13 protein-coding genes and 1 tRNA gene are annotated in these 14073 nt (G+C 54.3%); 4 read left to right on the forward strand and 10 right to left on the reverse strand.

All coding sequences use genetic code 11. The features are described from left to right. Both ACTF5M_RS05970 and ACTF5M_RS05975 read left to right on the forward strand, forming a co-directional pair. A partial coding sequence (locus ACTF5M_RS05970) for a fatty acid desaturase (RefSeq protein ID WP_438960150.1) occupies positions 1 to 593 on the forward strand: 593 nt, incomplete at its 5' end. A gap of 99 nt (positions 594 to 692) precedes the next feature. After that, a complete protein-coding gene (locus ACTF5M_RS05975; RefSeq protein WP_438960151.1) occupies positions 693 to 1565 on the forward strand; it encodes a homocysteine S-methyltransferase family protein in 873 nt (290 codons plus the stop codon). A 48-nt stretch (positions 1566 to 1613) separates the two neighbouring features. Here the strand turns inward: ACTF5M_RS05975 and ACTF5M_RS05980 are convergent, their stop codons facing one another. The 3 genes from ACTF5M_RS05980 to ACTF5M_RS05990 form a co-directional block, all read right to left on the reverse strand. Beyond that, positions 1614 to 1955, reverse strand: coding sequence for a RidA family protein (locus ACTF5M_RS05980; protein WP_341245800.1), 342 nt, complete (start codon positions 1953 to 1955; stop codon positions 1614 to 1616). Positions 1956 to 2164: 209 nt separating this feature from the next. Then, a tRNA-Ala gene (locus tag ACTF5M_RS05985) sits at positions 2165 to 2240 on the reverse strand. Positions 2241 to 2307: 67 nt separating this feature from the next. Beyond that, the gene (locus tag ACTF5M_RS05990) at positions 2308 to 2640 is read right to left on the reverse strand and encodes a TIGR02300 family protein (protein WP_438960152.1); all 333 of its coding nucleotides are present in this window, start codon (positions 2638 to 2640) and stop codon (positions 2308 to 2310) included. Between the two features lie 154 nt (positions 2641 to 2794). On the opposite strand from ACTF5M_RS05990, the gene ACTF5M_RS05995 reads away from it, so the two are divergent. Both ACTF5M_RS05995 and ACTF5M_RS06000 read left to right on the forward strand, forming a co-directional pair. Continuing rightward, positions 2795 to 3484, forward strand: a complete 690-nt coding sequence (locus ACTF5M_RS05995; RefSeq protein WP_438960153.1) for a M48 family metallopeptidase — start codon at positions 2795 to 2797, stop codon at positions 3482 to 3484. 35 nt (positions 3485 to 3519) lie between these two features. Next, positions 3520 to 4170, forward strand: a complete 651-nt coding sequence (locus tag ACTF5M_RS06000; protein WP_048599229.1) for a GntR family transcriptional regulator — start codon at positions 3520 to 3522, stop codon at positions 4168 to 4170. 66 nt (positions 4171 to 4236) lie between these two features. Here ACTF5M_RS06000 and lpdA read toward each other — a convergent pair whose 3' ends face one another. The 7 genes from lpdA to mdh all read right to left on the reverse strand — a co-directional run bounded on the left by lpdA (position 4237) and on the right by mdh (position 14004). Then, the gene (gene lpdA / locus ACTF5M_RS06005; RefSeq protein ID WP_438960154.1) at positions 4237 to 5625 is read right to left on the reverse strand and encodes a dihydrolipoyl dehydrogenase; all 1389 of its coding nucleotides are present in this window, start codon (positions 5623 to 5625) and stop codon (positions 4237 to 4239) included. Positions 5626 to 5641: 16 nt separating this feature from the next. Beyond that, positions 5642 to 6031, reverse strand: coding sequence for an MAPEG family protein (locus ACTF5M_RS06010; protein ID WP_048599231.1), 390 nt, complete (start codon positions 6029 to 6031; stop codon positions 5642 to 5644). Positions 6032 to 6107: 76 nt separating this feature from the next. Beyond that, positions 6108 to 7613 carry a 2-oxoglutarate dehydrogenase complex dihydrolipoyllysine-residue succinyltransferase gene (gene odhB / locus ACTF5M_RS06015; RefSeq protein WP_438960204.1) on the reverse strand — a complete coding sequence of 502 codons (1506 nt, stop codon included), beginning with the start codon at positions 7611 to 7613 and terminating at the stop codon, positions 6108 to 6110. Continuing rightward, positions 7610 to 10576 (reverse strand): 2-oxoglutarate dehydrogenase E1 component, encoded by a 2967-nt coding sequence (locus tag ACTF5M_RS06020; RefSeq protein ID WP_438960155.1) that lies wholly within the window; start codon positions 10574 to 10576, stop codon positions 7610 to 7612. Before ACTF5M_RS06020 ends, odhB begins: the two co-directional genes overlap by 4 nt. Before the next feature lie 78 nt (positions 10577 to 10654). Then, positions 10655 to 11536 carry a succinate--CoA ligase subunit alpha gene (sucD, locus tag ACTF5M_RS06025; RefSeq protein WP_048599234.1) on the reverse strand — a complete coding sequence of 294 codons (882 nt, stop codon included), beginning with the start codon at positions 11534 to 11536 and terminating at the stop codon, positions 10655 to 10657. A gap of 73 nt (positions 11537 to 11609) precedes the next feature. After that, positions 11610 to 12803, reverse strand: coding sequence for an ADP-forming succinate--CoA ligase subunit beta (gene sucC / locus ACTF5M_RS06030; RefSeq protein WP_438960156.1), 1194 nt, complete (start codon positions 12801 to 12803; stop codon positions 11610 to 11612). Between the two features lie 238 nt (positions 12804 to 13041). Then, positions 13042 to 14004 carry a malate dehydrogenase gene (gene mdh, locus ACTF5M_RS06035; protein WP_334066393.1) on the reverse strand — a complete coding sequence of 321 codons (963 nt, stop codon included), beginning with the start codon at positions 14002 to 14004 and terminating at the stop codon, positions 13042 to 13044. Positions 14005 to 14073: the final 69 nt, after the last annotated feature.

Raw genomic sequence — 14073 nt, forward strand, 5'->3', positions numbered from 1 at the left:
GGTTAAAGTATCGAGCCTACCGAAATCCGATTGTGATGTTTGGTTTGGGGCCAGGTTATTTGTTTTTTCTCCAAAACCGTCTGCCTTTGGGCTTTATGTCACAAGCGCGCTTTTGGGTAAGCGCGATGCTGACAAATGTTGCTATTTTCTGTGCGCTTGGCGCGATCATATACTTCAAGGGTCTGCAGCCAATCTTGTTGATCTTTGTGCCAACCACATTGGTGGCGGCGACCATTGGTGTTTGGCTATTTTACGTGCAGCATCAATTCGAGAACACGTATTGGGAAGAAACACCCGATTGGGATTTGCACGACGCAGCTTTTCACGGAAGCTCTCACTATGTGTTGCCGCCTGTGCTGCAATGGCTCACCGCAAATATCGGGATTCATCACATTCACCATCTTTACAGCCGCATTCCATTCTATCGGTTGCCGCAAGTATTGGTCGAATGCCCTGCTTTGGGGACTGTGAACCGGCTGACCATACGCGAGAGCTTTGCCCAAGCGCGGTTGCATTTATGGGATGAGGAAAGAAAATGTTTAGTCGCATTTTCTCAAATCAGAAGGCCCACAACCAGCGCTGTGCCAAGCTAAGTCGTTCGCCCCAGACTTGCAGGGCACGCGGCGCAGGCTACTTAAGGTCAAAACGATCCACATTGTATCACCGGCTCATGGCCGCTGGAGTAAGAAAACATGATTATTCTTGATGGCGGTATGGGGCAGGAACTTGTCAAACGTGCCGCGCAGGCAACAGACCTTTGGTCGATGCAGGCGCTGTTGGATGCGCCGCAGATGGTCCGTGAGGTGCATGACGAGTATTTTGCCGCCGGTGCGTCAATTGCTACGACGAATACCTATTCAATACTGCCAGATCGTCTGCTGCCCAAAGGGTTAGGGGATCAATTGATCCCTATGACCAGAACGGCCTGCGAAATGGCTGTGGCTGCACGGGATGCGCATGGGGCGGGGCTGGTTGCAGGATCGTTGGGGCCGCAAGGGTTTTCATACCAACCGGACAAATGCCCACCTGCGGAACAGGCGGCCGAGGTTTATGCGGACCTTGCGAGATTGCACGCAAATTATGTGGACTTTCACCTGCTGGAAACGATGTCTTCTATTGATCAGGCGCGCGGCGGGTTGATGGGGGCACAGGTTACTGGATTGCCCATTTGGGTCGCGTTCTCAGTCAATGATGATGACGGACGCTTGCTACGCTCTGGGGAACCTTTGGCAGATGTGTTGCCGCTTCTCAAAGAGTATTGCCCTGAAGCGGTCTTGATCAATTGCTCATCACCCGAGGCGGTTTCAGACGGTCTGAGCAGTTTGGTCGGTCATGATTTCGAAGTTGGAGCCTACGCAAACGGGTTCACTAAAATTCATGCAGATTTTAATTCGATCAACGCAACAGTTGATTTGTTAGAAGCGCGCACGGACTTGGGTCCAGACGCGTATTTGACGTTTGCAAAAGGCTGGGCCGCAACGGGTGCAACAATCATTGGCGGTTGTTGTGAAGTCGGGCCAAAGCACATCGAGACACTGACAGAGTATTTCGCAGAAGTGCAGTAACCTTGGTATATTTATGCCAAGGCTGGCCTTACTGATCGAAGCGCGGCTCTAGGCGTAGGCCGCGTCAACGATGAACTCAACCTTTAGCTCAGGACGCGCAAGCTTGGCTTCACCGCACGCGCGTGTCGGTGCATGGCCCGCGGGGACCCAAGCGTTCCATACTTCGTTAAGACCCGCGAAATCACTCATGTCGGCCAGCCAGATCGTGACACGCAGCATATCGTTGCGCGACGAACCTGCTTTGATCAACAGCGCGTCGATTTTCTCTAGGCATGCGCGTACTTGCTCTTGGATTGTGTCGCCCTCGGCAACCTGACCGGTTAGATACGCCACACCGTTGTGCTTCACGATTTTGGACGAGCGTTCGCCTGTTTCAATTCGTTCAATCATGGTGGGGCTCCTATGGGGGCAGTGTTCATCGTTCACGGCATATAATGCGCTTTTGGGGTACAGAGGGGAAGCTGGCGGCAGCATAAGTTGGTCTGCCAGAGCGCGTTTGTTCAACACGGCGACGATTACCGACCTCATTTATGACTAGGCTGAAGCCAGACCACTTTATGGTCGCCTCAAAAGCCGTGCGCAGTATCATAAAAGGAAGATGGTGGACCCTAGCGGGATCGAACCGCTGACCTCCTGCATGCCATGCAGGCGCTCTCCCAGCTGAGCTAAGGGCCCTTTGGTGCGGCTAAGTAGCCGCGTGGTGAGGGGAGTTCAAGAGAAAAACACCCCCCACATTCGCTAATTAATTGTCGTCGTCGCCTTCGGCAGCAACATCGGCGATTTCGTCCAAAGAAACGTTGTCTTCGTCGTCATCATCGTCGAGCACATCATCGCCCAGATCGACTTCGAGATCATCCTCGTCATCGAGTACGAGCTCTTCGCCGTCTGCCTCTGTGTCTTCAGCTTTTGCGGCTGCTGGATCAGCTTTGTCGGCGACCATTGTGCGGTTTTTGTTGGCGTCAACGGTAACTTCTTCACCCGTGTATGGGCTCACGATTGGCGTACGGCCAAGATCGTAGAAGCGTTTACCGGTGGTTGGGCAAAGGCGTTTGACGCCCCATTCGTCCTTAGGCATATCGGATCCCTTGGGTAATCGAGGGTTGAAACTATCTCACAGGCACGCCCTAATGGCATCGCTTGCGATGTGTATCGCTGGCAGGTGCCATACTCAGGCGGCTCTGTCAAAGTGATTCCGTCGCAATGTGGCTAGGATAGGCAGAATTCAGGCAATGACGATACTTGTTTTGGAAGGTGATCCTGTTGTGCGGGTCCATTTACGGCGTTCTGCGCAGGCACGGCGGCTGTCACTTCGGGTCTCTCGATTGGATGGCAAAGTCAGCCTGACGGTGCCGACACGCGCGCCTGAGCGTGAAGCACTGGCTTTTCTGCGCGAAAAAGAAAGTTGGTTGCGGCACCAATTGGCGGGCCAACCGATTGAGCAAATCGTCGGAATGGGTGCGCAAGTCCCGCTTGGCGGTCAACTTTTTGAGATCGTTCAGGGGCAAGGCCGTAGAATTAGTATTCAGGGTACCCAATTGCAGGTGCCTGGACGCGATGAAACGGCGGGTGCGCGTGTGCAGGGGTATCTCAAGGCGCAGGCGCGGCTGGTCCTGCACCGCGAAGTTGAGCAATTTGCGACCGCCTTGGGTAAGCCGTTCGGCCGCATTACGTTGCGTGATACTAGATCACGTTGGGGATCATGCTCGTCCACAGGGAATTTGAATTTCAGTTGGCGCTTGGTGATGGCGCCGCCGAATGTGTTGTCATACGTCGCTGCGCATGAAGTGGCGCATCTTGCTCAGATGAACCATTCCGAGCGGTTCTGGCGGGTTTGCGAGGAACTCTTCGGTCCTTACAAGGCCGAGCGGACATGGTTGCGCACCGAGGGCACTGCATTGCACCGATACCGATTTGCATGATTGACGAAGGCTAACTTTGTGATCACAAATGGCATATGTTGATACAAACCCGCCAAGATGCGTCCCCCACTGCGGCCCATGACCGTCTCTACCGCTCGCTGAGAACGCGCATCATGCATGGTGAGTTGTTGCCCGGCCAAGCGTTGACCTTGCGCGGGGTTGGCAAAGAATACGAGATGTCCATGACGCCTGTGCGTGAGGCAATGCGCCGCTTGGTAGCAGAAGGCGCGCTGTCTTTGTCATCGTCAGGTCGGATTACGACGCCAGAGCTGAGCAATGAGCGGATTGAGGAGCTTGCAGCCATTCGTGCGCTGTTGGAGCCAGAGTTAGCCAGCCGTGCACTGCCGCGGGCGCATATGGCGCTTATTGAGCGGCTTGAGGCGATCAATGGACAGATTGATCAGGTCATCGCCCGTTCGGATGCGGTTGGGTACCTTAAGCACAACCTTGAATTTCACCGCACGCTTTACTTGCGCGCACAAGCCCCTGCGATGCTCGCACTGGCTGAGACGGTTTGGCTGCAATTGGGGCCAACAATGCGCAAGCTCTATGGCCGGTTGCGCCGCACAGAAAGCCCGCGCAATCACAGGCTTATTCTGGCGGCTCTAAAAGCCGGTGATGACCCGGGCTTGCGTATTGCGCTTCGCTCAGATGTTACAAGCGGTTTGCGGATGCTCAAGCAATAGGCCCAAGAACGAAAAAAGCGGGCCCCCTAAGACGCCCGCTTTTCCAAAATAATATCTGGCTAAGGATTAGGCGTGGATCGCGCCGTCGCCACAAGCAAGTGCCGCTTCGCGCACCGCTTCAGAGTAGGTTGGGTGTGCGTGGCAGGTACGCGCAAGGTCTTCTGCTGCCGCACCAAATTCCATGGCTACACAAATTTCGTGCAACAAATCACCGGCCATTGGCCCAATGATGTGCGCGCCCAAAATGCGATCTGTTTGTGCATCAGCCAGAATTTTCACAAAGCCGTCGGCTGCAAAGTTTGCTTTTGCACGACCGTTGCCCATGAAGCTGAACTTGCCCGCTTTGTAGCTGCGCCCTTGCTCTTTCAGGCTCTCTTCGGTTTCGCCAACTGAAGCCACTTCAGGGTGGGTGTAAATGACGCCTGGGATGACGTTGTAGTTCACGTGCGGGTGCTGACCTGCGAGCCCTTCTGCGACTGCCATGCCTTCATCTTCTGCTTTGTGCGCAAGCATCGGGCCTTCGATGGCGTCCCCAATTGCATAGATGCCTGCTACATTGGTGGCGTAGTTGGCGTTCGTTTTGATCTGGCCACGGTCACTCATTTCAACGCCGAGCGCTTCGAGCCCCAAACCATCGGTGAACGGCTTGCGGCCCGTTGCCACAAGTACTGTATCCGCGTCGATTGTTGTTTCGGTATCGTCTTTGCGGGATTTGTAAGTGACTTTCGCCTTGTTGCCTTTGACCTCAACACCTTGAACGGCGGCACCCAGTGTGAAGGAGATGCCCTGCTTGGTCAGCAGCTTTTGGAAGGTGCGCTGAACCTCGGCGTCCATGCCGGGTGTGATGACGTCAAGGAACTCAACAACTTCAACTTCTGCGCCAAGGCGGGCGTAAACAGAGCCCAACTCAAGCCCGATGACACCTGCGCCAATCACAACAAGCTTTTTCGGGATTTTGGGCAGTTCAAGCGCGCCTGTGCTGTCCACAACGATCTTTTGGTCAACTTCGATACCGGGCAGCGCCGATGGTACGGAGCCTGACGCAATGATGATGTTTTTGGCGCTGTGCACCTCGTCACCAACTTTTACCTGACCGGCTGCAGGAATGCTGCCCCAGCCTTTGAGCCAATCGATTTTGTTCTTTTTGAACAAGAACTCGATGCCTTTGGTGTTGGTTTCGATCGTGTCGCTTTTGTAGGACTGCATCTGCTTCCAATCTACGGAAGGTGCTTTGCCCTTAAGGCCCATGGCTGCAAAGTTGTGCTCTGCTTCGTGCAGCATATGTGACGCGTGCAGCAGGGCCTTTGACGGGATGCAGCCAACGTTGAGGCACGTGCCGCCAAGCGTATCGCGGCCTTCAACAACAGCGGTTTTGAGGCCCAATTGGGCACAGCGGACTGCACAGACATAGCCGCCGGGGCCGCTGCCGATTACGATGACGTCATAGTTGGCCATGGGGGTCTCCTTGGTATTAAATGAGGGCAGCGATTAGCATCGCAACAGTTGCGCCAAAACCAACCACCCAGATGTAGCTGCGCCACGGCACAAGGCCTTGAACATAGGCAGGCACATAGAGCAGGCGGGCGATCAGATAGATATGAGCGCAGGCTTCGGTGAATGGGCTGGATTGATCCGAGAGGGTCACGACCACCACAGCGATGGTGAACATGATCAACCCTTCGAAGTGGTTGTTCATGGCGCGTTGTAGACGCCCTGCGGTGCCTTGCAGTTCAACTTTCTTGTCGCGCGGTGACATGGCGGCTTTTGTGCCGACCTGCATTTGCGCGGTGATTGAATAAAGCGTGAACTGAACAACTTGCAAAAGGGCCGCGAGGGTAAGGACGTAAATCTCTGTAGTCATTTTGTCATGCCTTTAATTGCAGCAAGTGTCGAAGCGGCCCGCGTGGTCAAAAGCGATCTGCGGGCCACGTCAGGGATTACAAATCCATCAGCAAGCGGCGTGGGTCTTCCAGCGCTTCTTTGACGCGCACGAGGAACGTCACCGCCCCTTTGCCATCAACGATACGGTGATCGTAGGATAACGCCAGATACATCATCGGACGGATCACCACTTGACCGTTAATCGCCATTGGGCGGTCTTGGATCTTGTGCATGCCCAAGATGCCTGATTGTGGGGGGTTCAAGATGGGCGAGGACATCAGCGAGCCATAGACACCACCGTTCGAGATGGTGAACGTGCCACCTTGCATTTCGGCCATGCTCAGCTTGCCGTCACGGGCGCGCGCCCCTTTTTCAGCAATCGCTTTCTCGATGCCTGCAAAGCTCATGGCGTCTGCATCGCGGATAACGGGTACGACCAAACCAGTTGGCGTGCCTGCAGCAATGCCCATGTGGACGAAGTTTTTGTAGACGATGTCTGTGCCGTCAATTTCCGCGTTCACTTCGGGAACTTCGCGCAGAGCGTGGATACAAGCTTTGGTGAAGAACGACATAAAGCCAAGTTTCACACCGTGCTTTTTCAAGAACAGGTCTTTGTATTCGTTGCGCAGCGCCATCACCTCGGTCATGTCGACCTCGTTGTAGGTGGTCAGCATCGCGGCGGTGTTCTGGCTGTCTTTCAAACGCTTTGCGATGGTCTGACGAAGGCGTGTCATCTTCACGCGTTCTTCGCGGGATGCGTCGTCTGCTGAAACCGGTGCGCGTGGCGCGGATGGAGCGGCCGCAGTGGCAGCTGGTGCAGATGCGATTGCTTTCATAACATCTTCTTTCATAATGCGTCCGTCGCGGCCTGAGCCGGTCACTTGGTCGGCAGACATGCCTTTTTCGGCCATCAGTTTCTTGGCAGAGGGCGCGTCTTCAACGTCTTTGCCAGATGCGGCTAGCGCAGGAGACGCTTCGGCTTTGGCTGCGGGCGCAGTTGAAGCAGCACCTGAGGCGCCGCCGATCACGGCAAGTTTCGCTGTTGCATCCACAGTCGTGCCTTCGGTTGCGATGATTTCTGACAACACACCCGCGGCAGGGCTTGGAACTTCGACGCTGACTTTGTCTGTTTCCAGCTCACACAGCATCTCGTCTTGCGCGACAGTGTCGCCCACTTTTTTGAACCATGTCGACACAGTCGCTTCGGTCACGCTTTCACCCAATGTGGGCACCATGACGTCAACGGCCTGTGCGGCGTTACCTGCGTCGGCCTTGGGTGCAGCGTCCGCCTTTGGGGCGTCCGTATCGCCCGATGGCTTGGCATCGCCAGCACTAATTTGGGCCAACAAGGCATCGACGCCAACGGTTTCACCTTCAGGTGCCACGATCTCAGACAATGTGCCCGCAGCGGGGCTTGGGACTTCGACGGTCACTTTGTCTGTTTCCAGCTCGCACAGCATTTCGTCAACGGCCACCGTATCGCCCGGTTTTTTGAACCAGGTAGCAACAGTTGCTTCGGTGACTGATTCACCCAGTGTAGGAACACGAACTTCGGTCATTATTTCTTTCCTTTGATCGTCAGGGCTTCGTCCACAAGGGCGGCCTGTTGTGCTTTGTGCGCGCTTGCCAAACCTGTGGCTGGCGATGCGGATGTTGCGCGGCCAACATAGGCCGGACGTTTTGATTTGGCGCCAATCCGGTCAAGCACCCACTCAATGTTGGGTTCGATGAATGACCATGCGCCTTGGTTCTTGGGCTCTTCTTGACACCAAACCATGTCAGCACCTTTGAAGCGCTCCAGTTCTTTGACCAGCGACATCGCGGGGAACGGATAGAACTGTTCGATGCGCAACAGATACACATCATCAAGACCGCGCGCGTCGCGTTCTTCGAGCAGGTCAAAGTAGACCTTGCCTGAACACATCACCACGCGCTTGATCTTATCGTCAGTGGCCAGCGTCAGCTCAGAGTTGCCTTGCTGAGCATCATCCCAAAGAACGCGGTGGAAGGATGATCCGCTCGTAAAGTCCTCGCGTGTGCTGACAGCCATTTTGTGGCGCAACAGGGATTTCGGCGTCATCATCACCAGTGGTTTGCGGAAGTCGCGGTGCAGCTGACGGCGCAGTATGTGGAAATAGTTGGCGGGTGTGGTACAGTTTGCCACGATCCAGTTATCACCGCCGCACATCTGTAAGAACCGCTCAAGACGCGCCGAGGAGTGCTCGGGGCCTTGGCCTTCATAGCCGTGTGGCAACAACATAACGAGGCCAGACATCCGCAGCCACTTGCTTTCGCCAGAGCTGATAAACTGATCGAACATGATCTGGGCACCGTTGGCGAAATCGCCGAATTGTGCTTCCCAAAGTGTCAGCGCGTTAGGCTCCGCCAAAGAGTAGCCGTATTCAAAGCCAAGCACTGCGTATTCAGACAGCATCGAGTCGATCACTTCGTACTGTGATTGGCCCTCGCGAATGTTGTTTAGCGGGTAGTAGCGATCTTCGGTATCTTGGTTGATCAAGCCAGAGTGGCGGTGGCTGAATGTGCCACGTGTGCTGTCTTGGCCGGACAAACGAACAGGGAAGCCTTCGGTCAGCAAAGAGCCAAACGCAAGCGCTTCACCAGTTGCCCAATCAATGCCTTTGCCTGCACCAAGTGCCTTCTCTTTAGCATCCAGCATACGCTGAACTGTCTTATGAAGCGGATAACCCTCGGGCGCGTGTGTCAGCGCGTTTGCTACTTCATCAAAAGTCTCATCCGCGATGCCTGTAGTGCCGCGCTGATAGTCATCACCGTCGCGACGATCGAGGTGCGACCAGCGGCCATCAAGCCAATCTGCTTTGTTCGGTTTAAAGTCTTTACCGGCCTCAAACTCAGTGTTGAGCATGGACTGGAATGCAGCTTTCATATCCTCGATTTCGCCTTCGGGGATGAGGCCGTCTTTTACCAAACGATCCGTATAAAGCGTCAGAGTTGTCTTTTGCTTTTTGATCTTTTTGTACATCAGCGGGTTTGTGAACATGGGCTCGTCGCCCTCGTTGTGTCCGAACCGGCGATAGCAAATAATATCTAGGACCACGTCTTTGTGGAACTTCTGGCGGAACTCAGTTGCCACTTTCGCGGCGTGGACCACGGCCTCTGGGTCGTCGCCGTTCACATGGAAAATCGGCGCTTCAACCATCAACGCGATGTCAGTGGGGTACGGCGATGAGCGGCTAAAGTGCGGCGCAGTTGTGAAACCAATCTGGTTATTCACAACGATGTGCATTGTGCCGCCTGTGCGGTGGCCGCGCAGACCAGAAAGCCCAAATCCTTCGGCTACAACACCCTGACCGGCGAATGCTGCATCACCGTGCAGCAAGATGCCCATCACGGCTGTGCGGTCTGTGTCGTTCAGTTGGTCCTGCTTGGCGCGCACTTTGCCTAAAACAACTGGGTTCACGGCTTCAAGGTGCGAGGGGTTTGCGGTCAGTGACAAGTGTACGTCATTGCCGTCAAAGGATCGGTCTGATGATGCGCCAAGGTGATACTTAACGTCACCTGAACCGTCGACGTCCTCCGGCTTGAAGCTGCCGCCTTGGAATTCGTTGAAAATGGCGCGGTAAGGTTTGCTCATGACATTTGCCAAAACAGACAAACGGCCACGGTGGGGCATTCCAACGATGATCTCGCGTAGACCCAGTTGGCCGCCGCGCTTGATGATTTGCTCCATCGCTGGGATCAAGCTTTCACCGCCATCAAGTCCGAACCGCTTGGTGCCCATGTATTTTACATGCAGAAACTTCTCAAAGCCTTCTGCCTCAACCAACTTGTTGAGAATCGCTTTACGGCCTTCACGGGTGAACTGGATTTCTTTGCCCAGACCCTCGATGCGCTCTTTTAGCCAGCTCGATTCTTCGGGGTTTGAAATGTGCATATACTGCAGCGCAAAAGTGCCGCAGTAGGTCCGCTTCACGATATCAACGATCTGACGCATAGTTGCGATTTGCAGACCAAGAACGTTGTCGATGAAAATCGGGCGGTCCATATCGGCGTCAGTGAAGCCGTAGGATTTTGGGTCAAGCTCTGGGTGCGCGGTTGTCTCACGCATGCCGAGCGGATCAAGATCAGCAGCAAGGTGGCCGCGAATACGGTAGGCACGGATCAGCATGAGCGCGCGAATGCTGTCTAAAACTGCGCGCTGGATGGCGTCATTGCTTACTTCAAAACCCGCGTCGGCGGCTTTGTCTGTTATTTTCTTAGCGGCTGTTTTTGCTTCGGCCGGCGCTGGATACTCACCCGTGATCGCAGAGGTCAGATCATCATGCGGCATGGGGGGCCAGTCTGCACGTGCCCATGATGGTCCGCTTGCTTCAGCCTTTACATCAAGTTCCGCGTCGCCAAGTGCGCGAAAGAATTCCTGCCACGCTTCGTCCACTGCATTGGGATCGTTGGCATATTGAGCGTAAAGCTGCTCGAGATATTCCGCATTATGCCCCTGCATAAACGAGGATGCATGGAATTGATCATTCGCGGGGTGGTCGGTCATGTGTTTGGCCTCATGGCAAGGAAGGACGAGCGAAAAAAAGGAGGGGGCGCGGCAGGGAGGTGCCGCGCCCGTTAGGTGTTAGCCAATGGCTTCTTTAACAGCTTCGCCCAAAGTCGCGGGGCTGTCCGCAACGATGATACCCGCAGATTTCATTGCTTCGATTTTGCTTTCTGCATCACCTTGGCCACCAGCAACAATCGCGCCGGCGTGGCCCATGCGACGGCCGGGAGGTGCCGTGCGGCCAGCAATAAAGCCAGCAGTTGGTTTCCAGCGGCCTTTCTTGCGTTGCTCTGCGAGGAATTCGGCTGCTTCTTCCTCGGCTGTACCGCCGATTTCACCGATCATGATGATTGAGTGCGTCTCATCGTCATCAAGGAACATGTCCAGCACGTCGATGTGCTCGGTCCCTTTGATGGGGTCACCACCGATGCCAACAGCCGTAGATTGGCCAAGGCCCATATCGGTTGTTTGCTTCACGGCTTCATATGTGAGCGTGCCAGAGCGTGACACCACACCCACGCTGCCGCGGCGGTGGATATGGCCGGGCATGATGCCGATTTTGCAAGCGTCCGGAGTGATCACACCAGGGCAGTTCGGGCCAACAAGACGTGATGTTGATCCCTCAAGGGCACGTTTGACGCGCATCATATCAAGCACAGGAATGCCTTCGGTGATGCAAACGATCAGTGGCATATTGGCGTCAATTGCTTCCAAAATACTGTCTGCCGCAAAGGGGGGCGGCACATAGATCACGGATGCATTTGCTTCCGTGACGTGCATTGCTTCGTGCACAGAGTTGAAGATTGGCAGATCAAGATGCGACTGACCACCTTTGCCGGGTGTCACGCCACCAACCATTTTGGTGCCGTAAGCAATTGCCTGCTCGGAGTGGAAAGTACCTTGGCTGCCGGTCAAACCCTGACAGATGACTTTTGTGTTTTCGTTAATAAGGACGGCCATTTTGCGTCTCCTTAAATGTTGTGCGCGGGCGGTGTCGCCTCGGGCGCGAAGAGGTTGCGAATGGGCGAGGGCCTTAGCCCTTCACCGCCTTAACGATTTTCTGAGCACCATCTTTGAGGTCGTCAGCAGCAATCACATCAACGTCTGAGTTGTTGATGATCGCCTTGCCTTGCTCGACGTTGGTTCCTTCAAGACGCACAACCAGCGGCACTTTCAGGCCAACTTCTTTCACGGCTGCAACAACGCCTTCCGCGATAACATCGCAGCGCATGATGCCTCCGAAGATGTTGACCAAGATGCCTTTGACGTTCGGGTCAGATGTGATGATCTTGAACGCTTCTGTAACTTTCTCTTGGGTAGCGCCGCCACCTACGTCGAGGAAGTTTGCAGGCTCTGCGCCGTAAAGCTTGATGATGTCCATCGTTGCCATCGCAAGACCAGCGCCGTTAACCATACAACCGATTTCACCGTCGAGTGCGATGTAGTTGAGGTCAAACTTGGACGCGGCAAGTTCTTTAGGGTCTTCTTCAGTTTCATCACGAAGTGCCGCAATATCAGCGTGGCGGTAGATCGCATTGCCGTCAAAGCTGACCTTGGCATCAAGCACCTTAAGGTCACCGGTATCAGTTACGATCAGCGGGTTGATCTCGAGCATCTCCATGTCTTTTTCCATGAAGGCTGTGTAAAGCTGGCCCATCAATTTGACGCACTGCTTAACCTGCTGACCTGTAAGGCCGAGTGTGAAGGCAATACGGCGACCGTGATACGCTTGGAAACCTGTTGCAGGATCAACGCTGAACGACAGGATTTTTTCAGGGGTCGCTGCTGCAACTTCCTCAATGTCCATGCCGCCTTCGGTTGAGCACACGAATGATACGCGACTTGTTTGGCGGTCGACGAGCAGGGCAAGATACATTTCTGTTTCAATGCCCGAACCGTCTTCGATGTAGATGCGGTTTACTTGCTTACCCGCAGGACCAGTTTGGTGTGTCACCAATGTCCGGCCCAACATGCGTTTTGCTTCTTGTGCTGCTTCTTCAGCAGATTTTGCCAAACGTACACCGCCAGCTTCGCCAGCGTCGGCTTCGATAAATTTACCTTTGCCGCGTCCGCCTGCGTGAATTTGTGCTTTTACAACCCAAAGCGGGCCGTCCATTTCACCTGCGGCTGTTTTTGCGTCTTCGGCTTTGAGAACGGCACGGCCATCGCTCACTGGGGCACCGTAAGTGCGCAACAAGGCTTTGGCCTGATATTCGTGGATATTCATGGAAAATATGTCCCGTTTGGCTGCAATTAGAGCACTCTAAGCACGAAGCGAGTTTAAATAAGAGTAACTTTTTGCGCAGATCGGGAAAAAAGCGACATTTGTGATCACACCTGAAAAATGTGTGATCACAAATTTAGGGGCTGATGCGATTTCTGTGACTGGATTCACACTTCAGCGAATCTTGAATATAAAAAGGCGCCCCAAAATGGAGCGCCTTAAAGACTGTCTAATTAGTGGTTTAAGCCAGTGAGTTATCAATCTCTTTACAGGCAGACACGAGGCCTTTCACTGCGTTGATCGACTTGTCGAACATATCTTGCTCGTCTTTGTTCATCTTGATCTCGACGACGCGCTCAACACCTTCGGCGCCGATCACTGTTGGAACACCGACGTAGAACCCATCAAGGCCGTAGTTGCCGTCAACGTATGCTGCACATGGCAGAACACGTTTTTGGTCTTTCAGGTAAGCTTCGGCCATTTCAATCGCTGATGTGGCAGGTGCGTAGAAAGCAGAACCGTTTCCAAGCAAGCCAACGATCTCTGCGCCACCATCACGTGTGCGTTGAACGATCGCGTCCATCTTTTCTTGTGTCGTCCAACCCATGTCGATCAAATCGGGGAGAGGGATGCCTGCAACAGTTGAGTAGCGTACCAGCGGAACCATTGTGTCGCCGTGGCCGCCCAGAACGAACGCTGTGACGTCTTTCATAGAGACGTTGAACTCGAGGCTCAGGAAGTGACGGAAGCGCGCGCTGTCCAGAACGCCAGCCATGCCGCATACTTTGTTGTGGGGCAGACCAGAGAATTCACGAAGTGCCCAAACCATCGCATCAAGCGGGTTGGTGATGCAGATAACAAAGGCGTTTGGTGCGTGGGCTGCAATGCCTTCACCAACAGACTTCATTACTTTCAAGTTGATACCCAAAAGATCATCACGGCTCATGCCAGGCTTGCGCGGTACACCAGCTGTTACGATGCAAACATCAGCGCCTGCGATGTCGGCATAGTCAGTCGTGCCCTTCATTGTGGCGTCAAAACCTTCGGACGGACCAGCTTCAGCAATATCGAGCGCTTTGCCTTGTGGTGTACCATCAGCAATGTCGAACAGAACAACATCGCCAAGCTCTTTCAGCGCTACGAGGTGAGCGAGCGTGCCGCCAATTTGTCCAGCGCCGATAAGGGCAATTTTAGGTCTGGCCATGTGAGTATCTCCGGTCAGGTGAGTTATGGGGGTCGTGTTTCAAGGGCGGTGCCTAGACCCAAAGTATGT

The sequence above is a fragment of the Nereida sp. genome, from assembly GCF_965655635.1.
Classification (GTDB): domain Bacteria; phylum Pseudomonadota; class Alphaproteobacteria; order Rhodobacterales; family Rhodobacteraceae; genus Nereida.